Here is a 22,440-nt window from a genome sequence, read left to right as displayed (position 1 = left end):
GCCTTCCGACGTCCGGCCCGGCTACTTGCGGTTGTACAGCCGCATCGTGATCGGCCCGAAGACCACCACGAACAACCCCGCCCACCCCAGCGACCAGGCGATCTCGTCCGCCGGCCAGTCGCCCGCCATCATTCCGCGGACGGCCGAGGACAGATGGGTGATCGGGCTGTTGTTGACGAAGGCCTGGAGCCAGCCCGGCATGGTCTTCGGGTCGACGAACACGTTGGACAGGAAGGTGAGCGGGAAGATCACCATCATGCTGACGCCCATGACCGACTTCTCGGAGCGCAGCATCAGCCCGAACATCGTCCAGATCCACGAGAACGCGAACGAAAAGGCGACCAGCAGCGCGATCCCGGCGAGGACCCCGCCGACGCCGCCGTCCGGGCGGTAACCCAGGATGATGCCGACGGTGAGCATCACGATGGACGCGATGGTGTAGCGCAGGGCGTCGCCCAGCAGATAGCCGACCATGGTCGACGGCCGCCAGATGGGCAGCGAACGGAACCGGTCGAAGACACCCTTCTCGATGTCGGTGTTCACCGAGACGCCGGTGTACATCGTGATCATCACGACCGACATCACCAGGATGCCCGGCAGCAGGAACTGGATGTACTCCTTCGGCGACCCGGCCAGGGCGCCCCCGAACAGGTACGTGTACATCAGCACCATCATGATCGGGAACGCGGTGACGTCGAAGAGCTGCTCCGGCACATGCTTGATCTTCAGGATCGCCCGCCAGCCGAAGGTCATGGAGGCCGACCAGGCGCTGGGCCGCGGCGGTCGTTCCCCGGAGACCAGCAGCGCGGCGAGCGACTCGGCGCTGACGGGGGCGAGTTCCCTGCTCTCGGTCTGCGTCACGGTGCTCATGCCGCCACCTCGTCCTTGTCGTCCTTGCTGCTGCCGTTGCCGTTGCCGTTGCCGTTGCCGTTGCCGTCGTCGTGGCCGGGGGCGTCATGCGTGTCGTGTCCCGTCAGGGCGAGGAACACCTCGTCCAGGCTGGGCTGGCCCAGCGAGAAGTTGTCGACGGTGATGCCGGTGCGGGCCAGCTCGGCGAGCGCGCGGGCGGCCTGTTCCGCCGCGCCCTGGCCGTTGCTCGCCCCGGAGCCGACGCGGGCGGTGAGCGCCACGGGATCGGGTTCCAACTGCACGTCCGCGTCCAGGGTCAGCCGCAGCACCCGCTCGGCCTCCGGCCGCTGCGCCGCGTCCCGCAGCCGCAGATGGACGGACCCGGCGCCGACGGACGCCTTGAGCTCGCCCTTGGTCCCCTCGGCGATCACCTTGCCGCGGTCGATGACGGCGATCCGGGACGCCAGCTGGTCGGCCTCGTCCAGGTACTGCGTGGTCAGCAGCACGGTGGTGCCCTGGGCGACGACCGCGCGCACGATGTCCCACACCTGGTTACGGCTGCGCGGGTCGAGGCCGGTCGTCGGCTCGTCGAGGAAGAGCAGGTCGGGGGTGTTGAGGATGGACGCGGCGATGTCGATGCGGCGCCGCATGCCGCCGGAGTAGTTCTTGACCTGTTTCCCGGCCGCGTCCGAGAGCCCGAAGGCCTCCAGGAGCTGCCCGGCCCGCTCCCGCGCGGCGTGCTTGCCGTGCCCGAGGAGCCGTCCCAGCAGGACCAGGTTCTCCGTGCCGGTCAGGTCCTCGTCCACGGAGGCGTACTGGCCGGTCAGGCTCACCCGGCCGCGCACCTCGTCGGCCTCGCGGACGACGTCGTGGCCGAAGACATGGGCCTCGCCGCCGTCGGGTCGCAGGAGGGTGGCGAGCATCTTCACCGTGGTGGTCTTGCCTGCGCCGTTCGGGCCGAGGACGCCGTAGACCGTGCCGGCCGGAACCGCGAGGTCCACGCCGTCGACGGCCCGTGTCTCACCGAACGTCTTCACCAGGCCCGCGGTCTCGATCGCGAGACCGGACGTCGTCTGCGTGCTCATGCTTCGGGGTCCTTCCGATGGCCTTCCGCGTTCTTGGGCTATGCATGGGGAGACTTTTACGGTCGCGCAAACTCATCGGTGCCGCACCGGGATTTTCGACCGGATCCGCCCCAGGACCGAGGGGACAAGGCGTGCGGGCCGGGGAGTAGCGTCCGTCCCATGCATGCGATCACGATTCCCGAACCTGGTGGGCCCGAGGCGCTGGTGTGGGACGAGGTCCCCGATCCCGTGCCCGGTGAGGGCGAGGTACTGGTCGAGGTGGTGGCCGGGGCCGTCAACCGCGCCGACATCCTGCAACGGCAGGGCTTCTACAACCCGCCGCCCGGCGCCTCCCCCTACCCCGGCCTGGAGTGCTCCGGCCGGATCGTCGAGCTCGGCCCCGGAGTCGCCGGCTGGGCCGTCGGCGACGAGGTGTGCGCGCTGCTCTCGGGCGGCGGCTACGCGGAGAAGGTCGCAGTCCCGGCCGGCCAACTGCTGCCCGTGCCCAAGGGCGTGAGCCTCACTCAGGCCGCCGCCCTGCCCGAAGTGGTGTGCACGGTCTGGTCGAACGTCTTCATGGTGGCCCACCTGCGCCCCGGTGAGACCCTGCTCGTGCACGGCGGCTCCAGTGGCATCGGCACCATGGCCATCCAGCTCGCCAAGGCCGTCGGTGCCAAGGTCGCCGTCACGGCGGGCAGCGAGGAGAAACTCGGCCGGTGCGCCGAGCTGGGCGCCGACATCCTGGTCAACTACCGGGAACAGGACTTCGTCGCCGAGGTCAAGAAGGCCACCGACGGGGCCGGCGCCGACGTCATCCTCGACAACATGGGCGCCAAGTACCTCGACCGCAACGTCAAGGCCCTCGCCGTCAACGGCCGCCTCGCCATCATCGGCATGCAGGGCGGCGTCAAGGGTGAGCTCAACATCGGCGCCCTCCTGGCCAAGCGCGGCGCCATCAGCGCGACCTCCCTGCGCGCCCGCCCTCTCGGTGAGAAGGCGGCGATCGTCGCGGCCGTACGCGAGCACGTCTGGCCCCTGCTGGACGCCGGCCATGTCCGCCCGGTCGTCGACCGCGAGGTCCCGATGAACGACGCGGCCGAGGCACACCGGGTGCTGGAGGAGAGCGGTCACATCGGCAAGGTGCTCCTGGTGGCGCCGTAACGCCTCTCGGCCGCCCCGACCCGCCGGACAGGCCCTAACCGCGCCGCAGCCGGAGACCGACGAAAGCTAGACCCAGACCGAGCCCGACGAGGACCAGACCGGTACCGAGCGGCAGGACCTGTAGTACGGGCTCGGCGGGGTCCTCGGCGTGCGCGACGGGCTGCCGTACGGGTGTGTCGGCCGGGGCGAGGGGAGCAGTGGAGGTCTCGTCGGGGCCGTCCGGACTCTCGGGCGGCGGTCTCCCCACGTCGCCGTCTGCCTCCTCCCTGTCCCTGTCCCCTTCCCGCTCGTACGGCTCCTGCCGCGCCGCCGCTTCCTCGTCCTCCAGCGGCCCCTTCTCCCGCCCCGGCCGCTCCCGCCCCTCACCAGCCCGGCTCCCGGCCCGGGAGGGCTCGTCGGACGGGGTGGGACGGGAGGCGCCGGGCCCGTGGGCACTGGAGGTGGGGGATGCCCCGGCATGCCTGTCCTGCTTGCCCGGCTTGTCCTGCCGGGGCTCCTCGGACCTTCCGGACCCGCCGGGCTTCCCGGGCTTCCCGGGCTTCCCGGGCTTCCCGGACTCCCCCGACCCGGCGGAGGAGGCCGAAGGGGACCTGGACGGACCGGCGGCGCTGGGGGATGGCCGGGACTCGGCCGTGGGGCTGGGCCGGCCCGGACCGGAGCTGGAGGAATTCTCGGAGTCGGCCGTAGGGAGACCTGTAGGCGCGGAGGGAGTCCGCGAAGCACCCGGCAGGCCGGAGGGCGCCCCGGACGCGGTCGGCCCACGCGGGCCCTCGAAGCAGTACGCCGTCCCGGCCGCCCCGTAAGGCCCCACGACCAGCCCCGCCACCAGCACACCCAGCGTCCCGGCCGTCCGCAGCGCCCCCCTCGACAAGCCGCGCCGGTCACCGCAAGCAGCGCGCGGCCGCTCCCGCCCTCCGCGTACCACCGTCGGCCATGAAGTCATGGAACAAGCGTCACAGCACTGGATGTACCCGGCATTCCGGACTGCGCCAACCGACCGAACCGGCGCACAACCCGGATACGTCCATACGGCGGCGACCCACCGCTCCACGGAATCTCCTCCGGCGTAAACGGTGGATCACCCCACACCGGGGGCACCACGATGATGAGCTGTACGGGTGCGAGAGAATGGCGGCATGGAGATGCCGAGGAACGAAAGGTCGTCCGAGAACCCCCAGATCCTGGTCGTGGGCCAGGACGGGATGGCGCTCAGCGGCGGCAAAGGAGACGAGGACTCCCGCGAGATCCCGGTGACGGAGCAGGTCGAGCAGCCGGCGAAGGTCATGCGGATCGGCAGCATGATCAAGCAGCTGCTCGAAGAGGTGCGCGTGGCTCCGCTGGACGAGGCGAGCCGGGTCCGGCTGAAGGAGATCCACGCCAGCTCCGTGAAGGAGCTGGAGGACGGCCTGGCCCCGGAGCTCGTCGAGGAGTTGGAGCGGCTCTCCCTGCCGTTCACGGACGAGGCGACGCCGAGCGACGCGGAACTGCGGATCGCGCAGGCCCAGTTGGTCGGCTGGCTGGAGGGCCTCTTCCACGGCATCCAGACCACGCTCTTCGCCCAGCAGATGGCCGCGCGCGCCCAGCTGGAGCAGATGCGCCGCGCCCTTCCGCCGGGAGTCGGTGGCCACGAGGAGGGTGGCGAACACCGCCAGGGCGGGCCGTACCTGTAAGACACCCATAAGACGTCCGATGCGTGCGACGCGTACGCGAAGGGCCCGGCAGCCGTTGCTGCCGGGCCCTTTCAGTTCGCCGGCGTCACTTTCGTCGGCGTCGCTTTCGCGCGATCACTCCGGATTGCCCGTGGAGACCTGGAACTCCAGCTCCGGCGGGTTGTCCGGGTCCATGTCCATACGCGCCGTGGGCGACTGCCGCATGATGGTGCCCTCGCCGAACGTGTTCTCGTCGACGTCGACCTTCTTGTACTTCCAGTTCGCGGCGTCGAGGCACTTGACCACCGACGGCCAGTACTTGAACGAGAAGTCAGGCATCTGCACCTTGTCGGGGTCGAGGAGCGACTCCCGCGGCTCGGTGCACTCGGTCGTCTCGACCGTGTCGCCGCTGTCCCCCGCCCGGTATCCGGGTGCCTTCGACGTCGACTCCGACGCCGTGGCGGTAGCGTCGCCGCCTCCTCCGCCGTCGTCCTCGGTGCCGCCGCCGCTCAGCGTCAGAGCCGCGATCAGGCCGCCCACCGCGACGACCGACACGATGATCGAGCCGATGATCACCGGCCGGTTGTTCTTGCCGCCACCCGAACCGGGCCGCTGCTGGGGCGACATGGTGTACGGCGGCGGGGTCGGGTTGCCCGGCTGCGGGGAGTACGAGGCAGGCGGCGGTGTCTGGTAGCCGGGCTGCTGCTGCGGGTAGCCGTACGCGGGCGAGGGCATCGACGGCGGCGGGGTGCCGTACGGGTTCGGGGGCGGGGTCTGCGGATACGGCGTCTGGACCGGGCCCGCGGGCGGAGGCGTCTGGCCGACCGGCGGGAACACCGAGGCGCCGACACCCTGGCCGTTCTGCGTCTGCGCGCCCGGCACGATGCTGGGCGGAGCCGCCTGGAAGGACGCGACCACGCGCAGGCACTCGTCGCGCATGGACTCGGCGCTCGGGAAGCGTTCGTTCGGGTTCTTCTTCAGTGCGCGGGCGACCAGCGCGTCCACGGCCGGGGGCAGGGCGCGGTTGATCGAGGACGGAGCCACCGGCTCCTCCTGCACATGCGCGTACGCGATCGCCAGCGGGGAGTCCGCGTCGAACGGCAGCCGCCCGGTGACGAGTTGGAACAGCATGATGCCGACCGAGTAGAGGTCGGAGCGGGCGTCCACACCGCGGCCGAGGGCCTGTTCCGGCGAGAGGTACTGCGGGGTGCCCACGACCATGCCGGTCTGTGTCATGGACGTGACACCGGACTGCATGGCGCGCGCGATGCCGAAGTCCATCACCTTGACGACGCCGCGCTTGTTCATCATCACGTTGCCCGGCTTGATGTCCCGGTGGACCAGGCCCATCTCGTGGCTGATCTCCAGCGCCGCGAGCACATCCGCGGTGATCTTCAGCGCCTTGTCGGCGGGCATCGCGCCGAACTGCCGTACGTCCGCGTCGAAGACCGAGCTGAGCGGGCGGCCCTCGATGTACTCCATGACGATGTACGGCATCGTCGTGCCGTCGAGATCTTCTTCGCCGGTGTCGAAGACCGAGACGATATTGGTGTGCGTGAGCTTCGCCACGGCCTGGGCCTCGCGGCGGAAGCGCTCGCGGAACGCCTGCTCGCGGCCCAGCTCGGTGTGCAGGGTCTTGACCGCGACCTGCCGGTCGAGCACGGAGTCGTACGCGAGGTGCACCGAGGCCATACCGCCCTCGCCGAGCAAGTCGCGCAGCTGATAGCGGCCGCCGGCCAACGCCCGCCCCGCATACCGGCCCTGCGCGCCGTCCTGGCTCATGTTCTGCGTCCCCCGTAGCCTCTCGGGCGCCTGCGATTGAGGTGGATCGAGTGATCCCGAGTGATCCAATGTGCTATTCCCGGCCAAGTCTGCCCCACGGCACTGACAGGTCAAGCGCGGTGCCCGTTCCGTGACCGTACGCGAAGGGAGCGTCGCGGAAGCGTTACAAGGGTCGTACGGCCGGTGCACAGAATTTGCACGAGTGGACGGGGTACCGGTTTGATGGCCGGTCCGTCTCCTTCCGATTGAGGCGGCCGTCTCGGACCGGCGGCTTGCGCGGAGGCTGTAGCGTGGCCGACGGAGACCGTAACAACACCGCGCGCACCGCGGGCAGAAACGACGGCGAGGACTGATGGCACAGCAGCAGCGCGCTCAGGGCCCGTCCGACCCCGAGGCGGCTGGCGGCGGTATGTCAGACTCGCCGGAAATGTGGGGTAATGGCGGGCTTGTCGGGGACGGCCGTTATCGGCTGACCCGCAGACTCGGCCGGGGCGGCATGGCCGAGGTGTTCGCGGCCGAGGACGTGCGCCTCGGACGCACCGTGGCGGTCAAGCTGCTGCGCTCCGACCTCGCCGAGGACCCGGTGTCCAAGGCCCGCTTCACGCGCGAGGCCCAGTCGGTGGCCGGCCTCAACCACCACGCGATCGTCGCCGTGTACGACTCCGGCGAGGACATCGTCGGCGCCCACAGCGTGCCGTACATCGTGATGGAGATCGTCGAGGGCCGCACCATCCGCGACCTTCTCCTCAACGCCGAGGCGCCCGGCCCCGAGCAGGCCCTGATCATCGTCTCCGGTGTCCTGGAGGCGCTCGCCTACTCGCACCAGCACGGCATCGTGCACCGCGACATCAAGCCCGCCAACGTCATCATCACGCACAACGGCGCCGTGAAGGTGATGGACTTCGGCATCGCCCGCGCCCTGCACGGCGCGCAGTCGACGATGACGCAGACCGGCATGGTCATGGGCACCCCGCAGTACCTCTCGCCCGAGCAGGCGCTCGGCAAGGCGGTCGACCACCGTTCCGACCTGTACGCGACGGGCTGTCTGCTCTACGAACTCCTCGCGCTGCGGCCGCCGTTCACGGGCGAGACCCCGCTGTCGGTGGTCTACCAGCACGTCCAGGACATCCCCACCCCGCCGTCCGAGGTCTCCGACGCCACGCCTCCGGAGCTCGACGGCCTGGTCATGCGCTCGCTCGCCAAGGAGCCGGACGACCGGTTCCAGACGGCCGAGGAGATGCGCGGCCTCGTCCAGTACGGCCTGCAGATGCTGTACGACCAGGGCGGCCACACCGGCACCTGGAACACCGGCCCGGTGGCCGTGCACGAGGGCCGGCACACCCCGTCGGCAGGCTTCGCGAACACGACCGTCATGGGGCACCCGGGCACCCCGGCCTCCGGCACGACCCAGATCCCGCAGCCGATCCTGCCCTCCGGATACGGCGGCGGGGACGACGGCGGCTTCGAGGGCCGTGGCAACAAGGGCAGCGGCCGCGGCAAGCTGTGGATCCTCGCCGTCCTCGCGGTGATCGCCATCGCGGCGGGTGTCGCGCTGGCACTGAACAACGGCGGTGGCGGTGGCGGCGGCGGTGGCGACACCACCCAGACGCCGACCACGTCGCAGACCACCGACGAGGACAAGGCGACCGACGAGGCGACGGACGAGGCGACCCAGGAGCCGACCGACGACGTCACCGACGACGGCACGGGCACGGGCACCGACCCGACCTACCAGCCGACGGAGGATCCCACCTACGAGCCGACCGAGGACCCGACGTTCGAGCCGACCGAGGACCCGACCACGGCCGAGCCGACGGAGGAGCCCACCGAGGAGCCGACTGAGGAGCCCACCGAGGAGCCGACTGAGGAGCCGACGGAGGAGCCGACGGCCCCGACGGGCGGCGCCATCGGCGGCGGCGCCTGAGTGGACACCCCACAGCCCAGCCACGCGCGCGTGCGGCCCGGAAACGGGCTCCACGCGCGCGTGCCGTTTACGGCGGATGGCCGGATCGTTCTGTACGCATAACCTGACTTTTCCACCTTCACGTCCGAGACCAGCGTCACACCACTTCCGTGACCTCTCCCTCGGCGACTCTTCCCGTGACCTGGGTCACCGATATAACGTGCCGTTGTTCCGGCCCCCTGCAAGGCTGTGACCAGGACTTGTTCCGGACTTTCGCGATTTACTTGGATATCCAAGCAAAAACGCAGGTCAGGAGGGGTTTCACAGAAATGTGGAGCACTGGGTAACGTGCCTATTGCAGGGCGCTCGCCGGGGCACCTGTCACGCCTGTCCCCCAACGAGCCGCACCCACCCTGTGCGTCCGTAGGGCTTCAGGTGAGCCGCACTGGCACCCGGCGAACCCGGGTAGCCGGACCGACGGAGGAGCACACGTGACCGTGGAGAGCACTGCCGCGCGAAAGCCGCGACGCAGCGCCGGTACCAAGAGCACGGCCGGCAAGACAACCGCAAGGAAATCGCCAAGCACGGACCCCGAGCTCGTGCAGCTGCTGACGCCCGAGGGCAAGCGCGTCAAGAACGCCGAGTACGACAAGTACGTCGCCGGCATCACCCCCGACGAGCTCCGCGGCCTCTACCGCGACATGGTGCTCACCCGACGCTTCGACGCCGAGGCGACCTCCCTGCAGCGCCAGGGCGAGCTGGGCCTGTGGGCCTCGCTGCTCGGCCAGGAGGCCGCCCAGATCGGCTCCGGCCGGGCCACCCGCGAGGACGACTACGTCTTCCCGACCTACCGAGAGCACGGCGTCGCCTGGTGCCGTGGGGTCGACCCGACGAACCTGCTCGGCATGTTCCGTGGCGTGAACAACGGCGGCTGGGATCCGAACAGCAACAACTTCCAGCTCTACACGATCGTCATCGGTTCCCAGACGCTGCACGCCACGGGCTACGCCATGGGCATCGCCAAGGACGGCGCCGACAGCGCGGTCATCGCCTACTTCGGCGACGGCGCCTCCAGCCAGGGCGACGTCGCGGAGTCCTTCACCTTCTCCGCGGTCTACAACGCCCCCGTGGTGTTCTTCTGCCAGAACAACCAGTGGGCGATCTCCGAGCCGACCGAGAAGCAGACCCGGGTGCCGCTGTACCAGCGCGCCCAGGGCTACGGCTTCCCCGGCGTCCGGGTCGACGGCAACGACGTCCTGGCCTGCCTCGCCGTGACGAAGTGGGCGCTGGAGCGGGCCCGCAGCGGCGAGGGACCGACGCTGGTCGAGGCGTACACGTACCGCATGGGTGCCCACACCACCTCCGACGACCCCAGCCGCTACCGCGGTGACGAGGAGCGTATGGCCTGGGAGGCGAAGGACCCGATCCTGCGCCTTCGCGCCTATCTCGAGGCCTCAAACCACGCGGACGAGGGATTTTTCGCGGAACTGGAGCGCGAGAGCGAGGCGTTGGGCAAACGAGTGCGCGAGGCGGTCCGAGCCATGCCGGACCCGGACCACTTCGCCATCTTCGAGAACGTGTACGCGGACGGGCATGCGCTCGTCGACGAGGAGCGCGCCCAGTTCGCCGCCTACCAGGCGTCGTTCACGGACGTAGAGGGGGCCTGACATGGCGGACAAGATGGCTCTGGCCAAGGCGATCAACGAGTCGCTGCGCCGCGCCCTGGACACGGACCCCAAGGTCCTCATCATGGGCGAGGACGTCGGCAAGCTCGGCGGCGTCTTCCGGGTGACGGACGGCCTCCAGAAGGACTTCGGCGAGAGCCGGGTCATCGACACCCCGCTCGCGGAGTCCGGCATCGTCGGCACGGCGATCGGTCTCGCCCTGCGCGGCTACCGTCCGGTCGTGGAGATCCAGTTCGACGGCTTCGTCTTCCCGGCGTACGACCAGATCGTCACGCAGCTGGCGAAGATGCACGCGCGCTCGCTGGGCAAGGTCAAGCTCCCGATCGTCGTCCGCATCCCCTACGGCGGCGGCATCGGCGCCGTGGAGCACCACTCGGAGTCCCCCGAGGCGCTCTTCGCGCACGTGGCCGGCCTGAAGGTCGTCAGCCCGTCCAACCCGTCGGACGCGTACTGGATGATGCAGCAGGCCATCCAGAGCGACGACCCGGTGATCTTCTTCGAGCCGAAGCGGCGCTACTGGGACAAGGCCGAGGTCAACACCGACGCGATCCCGGGCCCGCTGCACAAGGCGCGGGTCGTCCGGGAGGGCTCGGACCTCACCCTGGCCGCCTACGGCCCGATGGTGAAGCTCTGCCAGGAGGTCGCCGACGCGGCCGCCGAGGAGGGCAGGAACCTGGAGGTCCTGGACCTGCGCTCGGTCTCCCCGATCGACTTCGACTCGATCCAGGCCTCCGTCGAGAAGACCCGCCGTCTGGTCGTGGTCCACGAGGCCCCGGTGTTCTTCGGCTCGGGCGCGGAGATCGCCGCCCGGATCACGGAGCGCTGCTTCTACCACCTGGAGGCCCCGGTGCTGCGGGTGGGCGGCTATCACGCCCCGTATCCGCCGGCGCGTCTGGAGGAGGAGTACCTGCCGGGCCTGGACCGGGTACTCGACGCCGTCGACCGTGCCCTGGCGTACTGAGGAGAGGGTCGTGACGACGATGACGGAAGCGTCCGTGCGCGAGTTCAAGATGCCCGACGTGGGCGAGGGACTCACCGAGGCCGAGATCCTCAAGTGGTACGTCCAGCCGGGCGACACGGTCACCGACGGCCAGGTGGTGTGCGAGGTCGAGACCGCCAAGGCGGCCGTCGAACTGCCCATCCCGTACGACGGGGTGGTCCGCGAGCTGCACTTCCCCGAGGGCACGACGGTGGACGTCGGTACGGCGATCATCGCGGTGGACCTGGCGGGCGGGGCAGCCCCTGCCGTCGAGGCGCCGGCCCAGGCCCAGGTCCGGGCGCCGGCCGAGACGGAGCCGGAGGAGGCCAAGCCCCAGGGCCGCCAGCCGGTGCTGGTCGGCTACGGCGTGGCCGCGTCCTCGACGAAGCGCCGCCCGCGCAAGGGGGCCGACGTGCCACGCCAGGAGCCCTCCCCGTCGGTGCAGGCCCTCCAGTCCGAGCTGAACGGCCACGGCCCCGCCGCTGCGGTGACGCCTCCCCGGCCGCTGGCGAAGCCTCCGGTGCGCAAGCTGGCGAAGGACCTGGGTGTCGACCTGACGACGGTCACCCCGACCGGCCCCGACGGCATCATCACGCGTGAGGACGTCCACGCGGCGGTGGCCCCGCAGGCCCCGGCCGCCGAGCCGGTGCCCCAGGCCGCCCCGGTCGCCGCGCCCGCCGCCACTCCGGCGCCGGTGGCCTCGTACGACACGGCCCGCGAGACCCGTATCCCGGTGAAGGGCGTCCGCAAGGCGACGGCGGCGGCGATGGTCGGCTCGGCGTTCACGGCACCGCATGTCACGGAGTTCGTGACGGTGGACGTGACGCGCACGATGAAGCTGGTCGAGGAGCTCAAGGAGGACAAGGAGTTCGCGGGCCTGCGCGTGAACCCCCTGCTGCTCATCTCCAAGGCCCTGCTGGTCGCGATCAAGCGGAACCCGGACGTCAACGCGTCCTGGGACGAGGCGGCCCAGGAGATCGTGCAGAAGCACTACGTCAACCTGGGCATCGCGGCGGCGACCCCCCGCGGTCTGATCGTCCCGAACATCAAGGACGCCCACGCCAAGACGCTGCCGCAGCTGGCCGAGGCGCTCGGCGAACTGGTGTCGACGGCACGGGACGGCAAGACGACTCCCGCCGCGATGCAGGGCGGCACGGTCACCATCACCAACGTCGGCGTCTTCGGCGTCGACACCGGCACCCCGATCCTCAACCCCGGTGAGTCCGCGATCCTCGCGGTCGGCGCGATCAAGCTCCAGCCGTGGGTCCACAAGGGCAAGGTGAAGCCGCGCCAGGTCACGACGCTGGCGCTCAGCTTTGACCACCGGCTGGTGGACGGGGAGCTGGGTTCCAAGGTCCTGGCGGACGTGGCGGCGATCCTGGAACAGCCGAAGCGGCTGATCACTTGGGCGTGACGGCGCTGGGCGGTATAGGTTGAAAGCAGAAGGGACGGCCGCAAGTTTCGGTTGCGGCCGCCCCTTCTGCAGTGAAGCCGGTCAGGAGTGCTCGAGCGCGTAGATCGGTTCCCCGTCCTCGCTGGCGCCGCGGGGGTGGATACAGGCGTGCTTGCGCAGCAGCCGCAGGCACTCGTTGACACGGTGCACCGACAGTCCCGTACGGGCCGCGATCGACGCGAGCGGCTGACGCAGCTCGCCGTGCTCGACCAGTACCGGCGCGATCACCACCGCCACCGCCCAGACGTCCGACGTCACGGACAGTCGCTGCCGCCAGTCGGCCAGCAAGGTTTCGGTGGTCGGGTGCCCGGCCTCGGTTGCGGCGGGTTTCGGACGGTCGAGGGCCAGGACGTCGAGCCGGTTGGCGATTCGGTCCATGGCCTGGGCGATTGCTTGCAGCGCGGTGAGGGTGGCGCGCTGCGTTTCCACCATCTCCCGTTGCATTGCCACCATCTGGCGCTGCGTCTCCGCCATTCCCCGTTGCGTCTGCGCCATCTCACGTTGCAGGGAGAGTGACTTGTGCTGGGCGTCGGCGAATTGTTCGTCGGCCTGAAGATTGCGTTCCTCAAGTCGGACGATGGCCTCGACGACCTGTTCCGGCATCGCGTACGCGATCGGAGCACCCGGCTCGGCGGGCTGCACCTCGGCTTCCTCAAGGGTGTAGGAACCCTCGCGCTGAACGGTTTCGATCACCTCGGCGGCCCACTGCTTGAAGGGCAGGCAGGAGGGCTTCGTGCAGGCGTTGACCAGGAGGATCAGACCCTGGAGAGAGATGACGTTCAGGTCTCGACGCCACTCTCTACCTGCGGGAATGCTGAGACCGTAAGCTCCACTTACGGTCTCAAGAATGTCTCGGTGCTCATCTGGGACATGGTCGGAGAGCGCCTGCCGAGAGTTGGTGTGCCCCAACTGCTTGCACACGTCCACCGCCGGGAACCAGTGCGCCCCGTCCGGCATGGTCAGCCGTCGTACGCGGGCCCCCGTAGCGGCGTACACGAAGTCGCTGACATCGATCGCATCTTGCTGTGCTCGCGGATTGGGCTGGTGCTTGCTGGGTTCGATCATGTGAACCACCTCCGCCGTGGACGGTAAGGCGGAGGAAATGGAACATACCAACCCACGCAAGAATGTTCACGATTGCGAGGGAAAAGATCACGGATTGCGCTACCGGATGTCATCGGCAGGTGTATGACGTGGCGCTTCGCCTGTGCGGACCCTGAACCGGATGACGAGGGGGCTCACCGCGTTCGGTCGCGGTGAGCCCCCTTGTGGTGGGCAGGCGTCAGCTGATCTTGGCGTAGCCGTAGTTGATGAGCTTCTTCACGTCCGACGTGCGGCTGGCCTCGTTGGGAGCGGTGAGGACGGCGCCCATCACCGACTCGCCGCTCTTCGTGGCGGCGAAGACGAGGCAGTACTTGGCCTCGGTGCCGGAGCCGGTCTTGATGCCGAGCGTGCCGTTCCAGCCGAGCAGCGTGTTGGTGTTGTTCCACGCCGCCATCGTGCGGGTGGCACCCGTCTTCGTGATCGTCTTCGCCGTGTACGACTTGGTCTTCACGACGGTCTTGAACGTGGAGCTCTTCATCGCGCTGCGGGCGAGCTTGGTCAGGTCGCGCGGCGTCGAGTAGTTGGAGCCGTTGCTTATGCCGTCGAACGAATCGAAGTGCGTGTTCGTCATGCCCAGGCTCTTGGCCATGGTGTTCATCTTGCCGATGAAGTTCTTGGTGCGGGCCGAGACCGTCGAGCCGGAACCGAACTTGTCGGCGAGGCTCATCGCGGCGTCACAGCCCGACTTGAGCATCATCCCGTACAGCAGCTGACGGACGGTGACCTTGTCGCCGACGATCAGGTTGGCCGACGAGGCGCCCTTGGACACGATGTAGTTGCTGACCTCCTTCCTGATCGTGACCTTGGTGTCCAGGTTCAGGTTCGACTGTGAGAGCACGACCTTCGCGGTCATGATCTTGGTGGTGGAGGCGGTGAGCCTCTTCGTGTCCGCGGCCTTGGTGAACAGGGTCTTGCCGTTCGCGCTGTTCATCAGGAACCCGCCCTTGGCGGTGATCGAGGGCGTGGTGACAGCCTGCGCGGGAGCCGCGGTGATGGCTCCGGAGGCGAGGACCGCGCCGGTCGTGAGTACGACGGCTGCGGCTCTACGGACACGCATGCCCTTTATGGCGGTGATCAACTGAAATACCCCGATTACGTCGAATGCCCCGAAAGTGCGGCCGAGTTGGAGGGGAAAGAAAGTGGGGCCGCACGTGTGTGACACGTAATTAGCACAGAAGGTTGTGCAACGCCTGGGGTGGATGTTGCTTCTTTGCCGGAAGATTCCGCTGTGAGGTCCGCATGCTGGAATGTCCACGCCATGCGTACGTGTTGTATCTATGCTGTGGGCATGCCTTCCGCACCGCCCGTACCGCCCGCACCCCTCAAGCAGCCCCCCGCCGCCGACCGCGTCTACACCCACGTCAAGCAGGGCGTCCTGGACCGGCGTTACGAGGGCGGGACCCTTCTCACGGAGGGCGAGCTCGCCGAGGCCGTCGGAGTCTCGCGGACCCCGGTACGGGAGGCTCTGCTGCGGCTGGAGGTCGAAGGGCTGATCAAGCTCTACCCGAAGAAGGGCGCACTGGTCCTGCCGGTCTCCGCGCAGGAGATCAAGGACGTGGTGGAGACCCGGATGCTCGTCGAGGAGCACGCGGCGCGCAAGGCCGTGCCCGCGATCCCCGGGCTCATCGAGCGCCTTGAGGAGCTGCTCGCGCAGCAGAAGGCACAGGCCGCGGCCGGTGATCTCGCCGGAGCAGCCGTCACCGACCGCTGCTTCCACGCGGAGATCGTCCGCAGCGGCGGCAACGAGATCCTGTCGCGGCTGTACGACCAGCTGCGCGACCGGCAACTGCGCATGGGCGTCGCCGTCCTGCACTCCCACCCCGACCGGATCGCCAAGACCCTGGTCGAGCACGAGGAGATCCTTCAGGCGCTGCGCTCCGGGGACGCCGAAGCGGCCGTCGCGCTGGTCCACCGGCACATCGGCTGGTTCTCGCACCTGGCGCGGGGTGAGGAGCGATGAGGGCCTCCGCGTTGCCGGGTGACCCACCGGGCGGCCGCCGCGCCGTCGCCGTCTGGGGCATCGGCGTCTCGGTCTACTTCGTCGCCGTCATCTTCCGTACGTCTCTCGGGGTCGCCGGTCTCGACGCCGCGGACCGCTTCGACGTGAACGCCTCGGCCCTGTCGACCTTCTCGATCCTCCAGCTGCTCGTCTACGCGGGCATGCAGATACCCGTCGGCCTGCTCGTCGACCGGCTCGGCACCAAGAAGGTGCTGGGCCTGGGTGTGGTGCTGTTCACAGCGGGCCAACTGGGCTTCGCCTTCTCCCCGTCGTACGGCATGGCCCTCGCCTCGCGCGCCCTGCTGGGCTGCGGCGACGCGATGACGTTCATCAGTGTGCTGCGGCTGGGCAGCCGCTGGTTCCCGGCCCGGCGCGGTCCGCTGATCGCCCAGCTCGCGGGCCTCGCGGGCATGGCGGGCAACCTCGTCTCCACGCTCGTGCTGGCACGGCTGCTGCACGGGGTGGGCTGGACGGCGGCGTTCGCGGGCAGCGCGGGCGCGGGTGCCGTGGTGTTCGTGTTGCTGCTGCTGTTCCTGAAGGACCACCCCGAGGGGCACGAGCCGGAGCCGCTGCCTCACCAGGGTGCGGCGTACGTACGACGCCAGATCGCCGCCTCCTGGCGGGAGCCGGGCACGCGGCTGGGGCTGTGGGTGCACTTCACGACCCAGTTCCCGGCGATGGTGTTCCTGCTGCTGTGGGGGATGCCGTTCCTGGTGGAGGCGCAGGGCTTGTCCCGGGCGACGGCCGGTGAACTGCTCACGCTCGTCGTCCTGTCGAACATGGTGGTGGGTCTGGTCTACGGCCAGGTCGTCGCCCGGCACCACGAGGCGCGACTGCCGCTGGCGCTGGGCACGGTGGGGGCGACGGCGGTCCTGTGGGCGACGACGCTGGCCTGGCCCGCCGACACCGCGCCGATGTGGCTGCTGATCGTGCTGTGCACGGTGCTCGGCGCGTGCGGGCCGGCCTCGATGCTCGGCTTCGACTTCGCGCGCCCGGCGAATCCGCCGGAGCGGCAGGGGACGGCGTCCGGGATCACCAACATGGGCGGCTTCGTGGCCTCGATGACGACGCTGTTCGCGATCGGCGTGCTGCTGGACGCGACCGGGGACGACTACGCCGTCGCCTTCTCGGTGGTGTTCGTCCTGCAGGCGCTGGGCGTGAGCCAGATTCTTCGGCTGCGTAAGCGGGCGGCGCGCAGGGAGCGTGAACGGCTGGTCGCGAGCCGGGTGGAGACGGTGCACGTCCCCGCCTGAGCCGGCACCCGGCACTACAAGGCCGGGACGAGTGTGAGATACGCGAGTCCCAGTACGCCGCGGTAGCTCATCCACTGGGCGCGGTGGCGGTCCAGACGGTCGCGGGTCTCCGGGGCCAGAGGGTGATCGGGATGCCGGGCCAACCACACCTCCACGTCCGCCTGGTACGCGGACTCGAACTCCTCCCACTCGTCGGGGTTCGCCGTCTCGGTCCACTCCGGGCGGAAACCGGCGGCTACGGCGAGGTCGAGCAGGGTGGCGAGGTCATGGTGGTCGGTGGCTGAGGCTTCCGGCCACATGCCCTTGAGTTCGGCGGGGGTCGGGGTGCGTTGCCAGAAGCCCTCGCCCAGCAGGACGCGGCCGTTGTCGGTGACGAGGCCGCGTAGGGCGCGGAGGGCCTCGGTGGTGTGCTGGGGCGGCTCGGCTGTGCTCAGGGCATGGCTGGCTCCGAGGCAGAGGACCAGGTCGGCGGGGCCGCGGGAGGTCGCGATGGCGGACTCCTCGACGAACTCGGCTCTGTGCGCCAGACCCCTGGCCTCGGCGTTGCGGCGGCCTCGGGCGAGGTCTTCGGCGTTGAGGTCGATGCCGACGCCGGTCGCTTCGGGGACGGCGGTCAGGATGCGCAGCATCAGTTCGCCCCAGCCGCAGCCGATGTCCAGGACGGTGGTGGGGCCGGTGTGGGCGAGGCGGTGGACGAGGCTTTGTGCCCGGGGCTCGGACAGGGGGCCGTGGAAGGTGAGCCGGGTCAGGCGCGGCGGGTGGCCGGCTGGGGCGGCGGTGCGGGTGTCGGTCACGGCGGGACGTTAACCGGGTGTGCGGAGTGGGCGACAGCGGTTTTCGCCCCCCGCCGCCCCTACCCGTCCCACCCGGGCTGAGTGGCTTACGACGTCACCGTGAAGTTCCGCAGGATCGCCGCCGTCAGGTCCGTGTCGCCCTCCGCCTTCACGCGGTCCGCCGCCGCCTCCGGTGTGACGCGGCCGCAGGCGAGGCGGACGTAGGTTTCCCAGTCGAGGGTGAGGGTGGCGGCGGGGCCCAGGGCGGGGGCCGTTTCGAGGGTGCCGCGGCCCTGGATGTCGATGCGGATCGTGCGGAGGAACTCGATCGGGCCGTGGACGTCGAGGACGATCGCCGAGCTGCGGGGGGCGTCGGCCTTGGCGGCGACGACCTCGGGCAGCTTGCCGAGCAGGACGTCGCGGGCCACGTGCGCGCCGGGGGAGTCGAGGTTGCCGGGGCGGCCGAGGGCGGCGCGCAGGTCCTGTTCGTGGACCCAGATGTCGAAGGCGTGGGCTCGCATCGACTCTTCGAGGGTGAGCTCCGCGCCGAGCGGGCCGCGGACCTTCGTGCCGGGATCGCGGGACTCGTTCCGCAGCTGGCGGTTGCGGCGGATGACCGTGTACTCCAGCTCGGACGTCATCTCCGGTGCCGTGTGGTGACGGCGGACGTCGACCTGCATCTCCGTGTAGCGCTGCTGGTCGTTGGTGACGTGGAAGAGGTCGCGCGGGAGCGTGTGGATGGGGCGCGGGTCGCCGAGCATCTCGCAGTCCAGGCCGATGACATGAGACACGACGTCGCGGACCGACCAGCCGGGGCAGGGCGTACGCCGATTCCACTCGCCCTCCGCAAGCGGCGTCACCAGCTCGGATATCGCTTCGATGGAGTGGGTCCAGGCGTCGGCGTAGGGCTGGAGGGTGGGATGCAGACTCACGGAACGGGACCCCTCGGCGGTCGGTACACGGGCGGTTTGCGGCGGCGTTGCCAGTGGGAGGTGGCGGCTGTCGGCGGGTGTCTTGAAACGCTAAGTTACGCTGCTGTCAGGCACCCCGGCAGTGCTTTCGTGTGACGATCGTAGGCCCGTAGGGAAGCCCGTGTGGACCGCTCGAATGCCAGGACGGTGGTAGTGTGCGCGCCTCTTTGCTCCAGATCGACGTCAATGAGGGCGAATCAGTCGAATCACGCCGGGTGAGAGTCGCCTCGCTGGTACGGGAACAGGCCGGGTCCGCCGACCTCGTGGTCCTGCCCGAGCTGTGGACCACCGGCGCCTTCGCCTACGAGGAGTTCGGCAGCGAGGCCGAGCCGCTCGAAGGACCGACGTACGAGGCGATGGCGAAGGCGGCGAGCGACGCGGGCGTCTGGCTGCACGCGGGCTCGATCCCCGAGCGAGACCCTGAGGGCCCCCTCTACAACACGTCCCTCGTCTTCTCCCCTTCCGGTGATCTGGTCGCCGCCTACCGCAAGATCCATCGGTTCGGCTTCGACAAGGGCGAGGCCGTGCTGATGGGCGCGGGCGAGGAACTGGTGACGGTGCGCCTGCCGGAGACCACGATCGGCGTGGCCACCTGTTACGACCTCCGCTTCCCCGAGTTGTTCCGCGGTCTCGTCGACGCCGGCGCCGAGACCCTGATCGTCCCGGCGGGCTGGCCGGAACGCCGCCGGGCGCACTGGACGCTGTTGGCTCAGGCGCGGGCGGTGGAGAACCAGGCGTTCGTGCTCGCCTGTGGAACGGCCGGGACGCACGCGGGAGTTCCGCAGGCCGGTCACTCGATCGTGGTGGATCCGTGGGGCGAGGTGCTGGCGCAGGCCGGCGCGGGGGAGCAGGTCCTCTCGGTGGAGTTCGACCCGGGGAAGGTCGCGGTGACGCGGGATCAGTTCCCGGCGCTCAAGGACCGGGTGCTGGGGCTGGCGGCGCCGCGCCGCTGAGGGCGGGTGGTGCGGTGGCGTGGTGACAGGGCGGCGGGTGACGCGCGGGGGTGTGCCGCGCGGTGCCCCCGAGAGGCCCAGCCGACTCAGCCGACCCCCAGTCGTCCCCGGTAGCCGATCTCAGTCGCCTCCCCAGCCGGCCTCAGTCGTCCTTCCGCTCCTTCTCCGCCAGGTGGATCACACACACCGCCACCGCGATGAGCAGTGCCGGATCCGCGTCGTCCCGGACGACGTCCACGCCGTAGGTCTCCCGCACGTGCAGCCACCGCCGGGAGACCACGGCCAGCAACTCGCCGTCGTACTCGACGGCGAACTCCCGGTCGAGGATCTTGCCGCTGACGTCGAGTTCCGTGCTGCCGTCCGCCAGGGACACCCGGTAGTGGTTGCGCAGCAGGGACAGCCGTTTGCGGCGGATCGTGGCGAGCGGTTCGCCGTCCCGCTCGATCACCATCGTGTCGCGCAGGGCGAGCATCTTCTGGTGGATGTCGATGAGGACGCACCCCTGGGTGTCCTTCAGCTCGAAGGTGTCCCGCAGCCGCATCGCCTTGCCGTCGACGAGGAACACCTTGTTGCCCCGGTCGTCCTCGATCCAGTAGTCGTCACCGAAGCCGAGGAGCCGGTCGCGTACGAGGAATCTCATGACACGAGGCGTTCCCCGCCGCCCGCTCCGCGACGCCGTGTGTAGGCCGACGGGCTGAGCCCCGTCCCGCAGGGCAGGCGCCGAGCTGACTGTCAGTGCCCGGTGGCACCCTTGGGGCATGAACGACTCCGCGCCTCGTCGCGTCCGCGTCCGCGCCCCCGAGCTGATCGGCAAGGGCGGCTGGCTGAACACGGGCGGCCGCCCGTACGGCCTCGCCGACCTGCGGGGACGCATCGTGATCCTGGACTTCTGGACGTTCTGCTGCATCAACTGCCTGCATGTCCTCGACGAGCTCAGAGAGCTGGAGGAGAAGCACCAGGACACCGTGGTCGTCATCGGCGTGCACTCGCCGAAGTTCGTGCACGAGGCCGAGCATCAGGCGGTCGTCGACGCGGTGGAGCGGTACGGCGTGGAGCATCCCGTGCTCGACGACCCCGAGCTCGCCACCTGGAAGCAGTACGCGGTGCGGGCCTGGCCGACGCTCGTCGTGATCGACCCGGAGGGCTACGTCGTCGCGCAGCACGCCGGTGAGGGACATGTGCACGCCATCGAGCGGCTGGTGGGCGAGCTGGAGGCCGAGCACGAGGCCAAGGGCACCCTGCGGCGCGGCGACGGGCCGTACGTGGCGCCGGAGCCGGAGCCGACGGTGCTGCGCTTCCCGGGCAAGGCGCTGCTGCTGCCCTCCGGGAACCTCCTGGTCAGTGACACCACCCGGCATCAGCTGGTGGAGCTGGAGCCGGACGGGGAGACGGTCGTGCGGCGGATCGGCCAGGGCAGTCGTGGCGCCACGGACGGCTCCCCGGACCGAGCGCGGTTCCAGGAGCCGCAGGGGCTGGCCCTCCTGCCGGACGGGACCGTGGCGGTCGCCGACACGGTGAACCACCTGATCCGGCGGTTCCATCCCGGAACGGGCCGGACCACGACCGTCGCGGGGACGGGTTTGCAGTGGATGCAGGGAGAGGCCACCTCGGGCTCCGGGAGGGACGTCAAACTCTCCTCACCCTGGGACGTGGCCTGGTGGAACGACAGACTCTGGATCGCCATGGCCGGCGTTCACCAACTGTGGGCGTACGACCCGGCCGACGACACCGTGTCCATCACCGCCGGCACCACCAATGAGGGCCTCGTCGACGGCCCCGCGGCCGAGGCATGGTTCGCCCAGCCGTCCGGCCTCGCCGTCTCCCCCGACGGGGAGCACCTCTGGCTCGCCGACTCCGAGACGTCGGCCCTGCGCCGGGTGGACCGGGACGGCACCGTCCACACCGCCGTCGGCACCGGACTCTTCGACTTCGGGCACCGTGACGGGGCCGCCGAACAGGCCCTGCTGCAGCACCCGTTGGGGGTGACGGCCCTGCCCGACGGCTCGGTCGCGGTCAGCGACACGTACAACCACGCCCTGCGTCGCTACGATCCCGCGACCGGCGAGGTCACCACCCTGGCCACGGATCTGCGGGAGCCGTCGGACGCGGTGCTCGTCGGGGACGACATCGTGGTGGTCGAATCGGCGCGGCACCGGCTGACGCGGCTGCGGCTGCCGGAGGAGGCCGTGCGGGTGGCGGCGGTCGCCCATCGCACGCGGCGTGCCGCCACCGAAGTCGCCCCGGGCAGAATCCAGTTGGACGTCATCTTCGAGGCTCCGCCGGGGCAGAAGCTGGACACGCGGTACGGTCCGTCGACCCGTCTCCTGGTCTCCGCCACCCCGCCCGAGCTGCTGCTCGCCGGTGCGGGCGCGGACGCCGAACTCGCCCGCACCCTGGAGCTCGATCCGGCTGTCCCCGAGGGCGTTCTGCATGTCTCCGCGATGGCGGCGTCCTGCGACGACGACCCGCTCAACGAGTACCCGGCGTGCCATGTCCACCAGCAGGACTGGGGCGTGCCGGTCCGCCTGACCGGGACCGGCACGGACCGGCTGCCGCTGGTGCTGGCCGGGATGGACAGCGGGACGGAGGCTCAGACGCCGTAGCCGTCGCTGTACCCGTCACGCCGGTGGTGGTGGGGCTCCTCGCCGACGACCGGCGTCGCGGGCGGTACCACCACGCGCCTGCGCCTGGCGATGCTGCTGAACGTCGTGACGCCGATCAGCCCGACGATCATCAGGATGATCCCGACCAGGTCGAGATTGACTCCCTCCATGTCCCAGTCGGTCGCGAACGTGAGAATGGCTCCCGCGGCGATGAGGATGATGCATCCGCCGAGGCCCATAGGTGTCGCCTCCCTGGTCC

21 protein-coding genes are annotated in these 22,440 nt (G+C 69.9%); 11 read left to right on the top strand and 10 right to left on the bottom strand.

Going from position 1 to position 22,440, the window contains the following annotated elements:
- Positions 1-21: 21 nt before the first annotated feature.
- The gene (locus ADK36_RS10335; protein ID WP_048581395.1) at positions 22-870 is read right to left on the bottom strand and encodes an ABC transporter permease; all 849 of its coding nucleotides are present in this window, start codon (positions 868-870) and stop codon (positions 22-24) included.
- Positions 867-1,934, bottom strand: coding sequence for an ATP-binding cassette domain-containing protein (locus ADK36_RS10330; RefSeq protein ID WP_053197056.1), 1,068 nt, complete (start codon positions 1,932-1,934; stop codon positions 867-869). The genes ADK36_RS10335 and ADK36_RS10330 overlap by 4 nt, the downstream gene beginning before the upstream one ends.
- 159 nt (positions 1,935-2,093) lie before the next feature.
- Here ADK36_RS10330 and ADK36_RS10325 point away from each other — a divergent pair, with 159 nt between their 5' ends.
- Complete coding sequence (locus tag ADK36_RS10325) at positions 2,094-3,074, top strand: NAD(P)H-quinone oxidoreductase (RefSeq protein WP_048581393.1); 981 nt, start codon at positions 2,094-2,096, stop codon at positions 3,072-3,074.
- A gap of 34 nt (positions 3,075-3,108) precedes the next feature.
- Here ADK36_RS10325 and ADK36_RS10320 read toward each other — a convergent pair whose 3' ends face one another.
- Entirely contained in the window at positions 3,109-3,321 is a 213-nt protein-coding gene (locus tag ADK36_RS10320) for a hypothetical protein (protein ID WP_048581392.1), read from the bottom strand.
- Positions 3,322-3,544: 223 nt separating this feature from the next.
- On the opposite strand from ADK36_RS10320, the gene ADK36_RS10315 reads away from it, so the two are divergent.
- Entirely contained in the window at positions 3,545-3,877 is a 333-nt protein-coding gene (locus tag ADK36_RS10315) for a hypothetical protein (protein ID WP_053084667.1), read from the top strand.
- A 333-nt stretch (positions 3,878-4,210) separates the two neighbouring features.
- Positions 4,211-4,744, top strand: a complete 534-nt coding sequence (locus ADK36_RS10310; RefSeq protein WP_048581391.1) for a bacterial proteasome activator family protein — start codon at positions 4,211-4,213, stop codon at positions 4,742-4,744.
- Positions 4,745-4,858: 114 nt separating this feature from the next.
- Here the strand turns inward: ADK36_RS10310 and ADK36_RS10305 are convergent, their stop codons facing one another.
- Positions 4,859-6,505 carry a protein kinase domain-containing protein gene (locus ADK36_RS10305; protein WP_053197054.1) on the bottom strand — a complete coding sequence of 549 codons (1,647 nt, stop codon included), beginning with the start codon at positions 6,503-6,505 and terminating at the stop codon, positions 4,859-4,861.
- A gap of 352 nt (positions 6,506-6,857) precedes the next feature.
- Between ADK36_RS10305 and ADK36_RS10300 the strand changes: the two genes are divergently transcribed.
- The 4 genes from ADK36_RS10300 (at position 6,858) to ADK36_RS10285 (ending at position 12,486) form a co-directional block, all read left to right on the top strand.
- Entirely contained in the window at positions 6,858-8,429 is a 1,572-nt protein-coding gene (locus ADK36_RS10300) for a protein kinase domain-containing protein (RefSeq protein ID WP_078916193.1), read from the top strand.
- Positions 8,430-8,899: 470 nt separating this feature from the next.
- Positions 8,900-10,075, top strand: a complete 1,176-nt coding sequence (pdhA, locus tag ADK36_RS10295; RefSeq protein ID WP_048581389.1) for a pyruvate dehydrogenase (acetyl-transferring) E1 component subunit alpha — start codon at positions 8,900-8,902, stop codon at positions 10,073-10,075.
- A 1-nt stretch (position 10,076) separates the two neighbouring features.
- On the top strand, positions 10,077-11,054 hold the full coding sequence (locus tag ADK36_RS10290) for an alpha-ketoacid dehydrogenase subunit beta (RefSeq protein WP_048581388.1): 978 nt from the start codon (positions 10,077-10,079) through the stop codon (positions 11,052-11,054).
- A gap of 10 nt (positions 11,055-11,064) precedes the next feature.
- Positions 11,065-12,486 carry a dihydrolipoamide acetyltransferase family protein gene (locus tag ADK36_RS10285; RefSeq protein WP_053197052.1) on the top strand — a complete coding sequence of 474 codons (1,422 nt, stop codon included), beginning with the start codon at positions 11,065-11,067 and terminating at the stop codon, positions 12,484-12,486.
- An 81-nt stretch (positions 12,487-12,567) separates the two neighbouring features.
- On the opposite strand, the gene ADK36_RS10280 is transcribed toward ADK36_RS10285, so the two are convergent.
- Together ADK36_RS10280 and ADK36_RS10275 are read right to left on the bottom strand one after the other, a co-directional pair.
- Positions 12,568-13,590 carry a BRO-N domain-containing protein gene (locus tag ADK36_RS10280; RefSeq protein ID WP_053197050.1) on the bottom strand — a complete coding sequence of 341 codons (1,023 nt, stop codon included), beginning with the start codon at positions 13,588-13,590 and terminating at the stop codon, positions 12,568-12,570.
- Positions 13,591-13,807: 217 nt separating this feature from the next.
- Positions 13,808-14,686, bottom strand: coding sequence for a D-alanyl-D-alanine carboxypeptidase family protein (locus ADK36_RS10275; protein ID WP_048581385.1), 879 nt, complete (start codon positions 14,684-14,686; stop codon positions 13,808-13,810).
- A gap of 231 nt (positions 14,687-14,917) precedes the next feature.
- Here ADK36_RS10275 and ADK36_RS10270 point away from each other — a divergent pair, with 231 nt between their 5' ends.
- Together ADK36_RS10270 and ADK36_RS10265 are read left to right on the top strand one after the other, a co-directional pair.
- Positions 14,918-15,589, top strand: coding sequence for a GntR family transcriptional regulator (locus ADK36_RS10270; protein WP_053197113.1), 672 nt, complete (start codon positions 14,918-14,920; stop codon positions 15,587-15,589).
- Positions 15,586-16,881, top strand: a complete 1,296-nt coding sequence (locus ADK36_RS10265) for an MFS transporter (RefSeq protein WP_048581384.1) — start codon at positions 15,586-15,588, stop codon at positions 16,879-16,881. Before ADK36_RS10270 ends, ADK36_RS10265 begins: the two co-directional genes overlap by 4 nt.
- Before the next feature lie 14 nt (positions 16,882-16,895).
- Here the strand turns inward: ADK36_RS10265 and ADK36_RS10260 are convergent, their stop codons facing one another.
- Together ADK36_RS10260 and ADK36_RS10255 are read right to left on the bottom strand one after the other, a co-directional pair.
- Positions 16,896-17,675 carry an SAM-dependent methyltransferase gene (locus tag ADK36_RS10260; RefSeq protein ID WP_053197048.1) on the bottom strand — a complete coding sequence of 260 codons (780 nt, stop codon included), beginning with the start codon at positions 17,673-17,675 and terminating at the stop codon, positions 16,896-16,898.
- Positions 17,676-17,761: 86 nt separating this feature from the next.
- Positions 17,762-18,586 (bottom strand): maleylpyruvate isomerase family mycothiol-dependent enzyme, encoded by an 825-nt coding sequence (locus tag ADK36_RS10255; RefSeq protein ID WP_048581382.1) that lies wholly within the window; start codon positions 18,584-18,586, stop codon positions 17,762-17,764.
- A 194-nt stretch (positions 18,587-18,780) separates the two neighbouring features.
- Here ADK36_RS10255 and ADK36_RS10250 point away from each other — a divergent pair, with 194 nt between their 5' ends.
- Positions 18,781-19,578: a carbon-nitrogen family hydrolase gene (locus ADK36_RS10250; RefSeq protein WP_048581381.1), complete on the top strand. Its 798-nt coding sequence runs from the start codon at positions 18,781-18,783 to the stop codon at positions 19,576-19,578.
- 142 nt (positions 19,579-19,720) lie between these two features.
- On the opposite strand, the gene ADK36_RS10245 is transcribed toward ADK36_RS10250, so the two are convergent.
- On the bottom strand, positions 19,721-20,218 hold the full coding sequence (locus ADK36_RS10245; protein ID WP_048581380.1) for an LURP-one-related/scramblase family protein: 498 nt from the start codon (positions 20,216-20,218) through the stop codon (positions 19,721-19,723).
- Positions 20,219-20,336: 118 nt separating this feature from the next.
- On the opposite strand from ADK36_RS10245, the gene ADK36_RS10240 reads away from it, so the two are divergent.
- Positions 20,337-22,181 (top strand): NHL domain-containing thioredoxin family protein, encoded by a 1,845-nt coding sequence (locus tag ADK36_RS10240; protein ID WP_048581379.1) that lies wholly within the window; start codon positions 20,337-20,339, stop codon positions 22,179-22,181.
- On the opposite strand, the gene ADK36_RS10235 is transcribed toward ADK36_RS10240, so the two are convergent.
- The gene (locus tag ADK36_RS10235; protein ID WP_048581378.1) at positions 22,169-22,420 is read right to left on the bottom strand and encodes a DUF6458 family protein; all 252 of its coding nucleotides are present in this window, start codon (positions 22,418-22,420) and stop codon (positions 22,169-22,171) included. The genes ADK36_RS10240 and ADK36_RS10235 overlap by 13 nt on opposite strands.
- Positions 22,421-22,440: the final 20 nt, after the last annotated feature.

The organism is Streptomyces viridochromogenes, assembly GCF_001270495.1.
In the GTDB taxonomy this organism is placed as follows: Bacteria; Actinomycetota; Actinomycetes; order Streptomycetales; family Streptomycetaceae; genus Streptomyces; species Streptomyces viridochromogenes_A.
The sequence above is the reverse complement of the archived record's forward strand: the minus strand, read 5'-3'. Positions and strand labels throughout refer to the sequence as shown.

Bases quoted from the DNA above. Each gene is read 5' to 3' on its own strand.
- ADK36_RS10335 (WP_048581395.1), bottom strand. From the start codon at position 870: ATGAGCACCGTGACGCAGACCGAGAGCAGGGAACTCGCCCCCGTCAGC.
- ADK36_RS10330 (WP_053197056.1), bottom strand. From the start codon at position 1,934: ATGAGCACGCAGACGACGTCCGGTCTCGCGATCGAGACCGCGGGCCTG.
- ADK36_RS10325 (WP_048581393.1), top strand. From the start codon at position 2,094: ATGCATGCGATCACGATTCCCGAACCTGGTGGGCCCGAGGCGCTGGTG.
- ADK36_RS10310 (WP_048581391.1), top strand. From the start codon at position 4,211: ATGGAGATGCCGAGGAACGAAAGGTCGTCCGAGAACCCCCAGATCCTG.
- ADK36_RS10305 (WP_053197054.1), bottom strand. From the start codon at position 6,505: ATGAGCCAGGACGGCGCGCAGGGCCGGTATGCGGGGCGGGCGTTGGCC.
- ADK36_RS10300 (WP_078916193.1), top strand. From the start codon at position 6,858: ATGGCACAGCAGCAGCGCGCTCAGGGCCCGTCCGACCCCGAGGCGGCT.
- ADK36_RS10290 (WP_048581388.1), top strand. From the start codon at position 10,077: ATGGCGGACAAGATGGCTCTGGCCAAGGCGATCAACGAGTCGCTGCGC.
- ADK36_RS10280 (WP_053197050.1), bottom strand. From the start codon at position 13,590: ATGATCGAACCCAGCAAGCACCAGCCCAATCCGCGAGCACAGCAAGAT.
- ADK36_RS10275 (WP_048581385.1), bottom strand. From the start codon at position 14,686: ATGCGTGTCCGTAGAGCCGCAGCCGTCGTACTCACGACCGGCGCGGTC.
- ADK36_RS10270 (WP_053197113.1), top strand. From the start codon at position 14,918: ATGCCTTCCGCACCGCCCGTACCGCCCGCACCCCTCAAGCAGCCCCCC.
- ADK36_RS10265 (WP_048581384.1), top strand. From the start codon at position 15,586: ATGAGGGCCTCCGCGTTGCCGGGTGACCCACCGGGCGGCCGCCGCGCC.
- ADK36_RS10245 (WP_048581380.1), bottom strand. From the start codon at position 20,218: ATGAGATTCCTCGTACGCGACCGGCTCCTCGGCTTCGGTGACGACTAC.
- ADK36_RS10240 (WP_048581379.1), top strand. From the start codon at position 20,337: ATGAACGACTCCGCGCCTCGTCGCGTCCGCGTCCGCGCCCCCGAGCTG.
- ADK36_RS10235 (WP_048581378.1), bottom strand. From the start codon at position 22,420: ATGGGCCTCGGCGGATGCATCATCCTCATCGCCGCGGGAGCCATTCTC.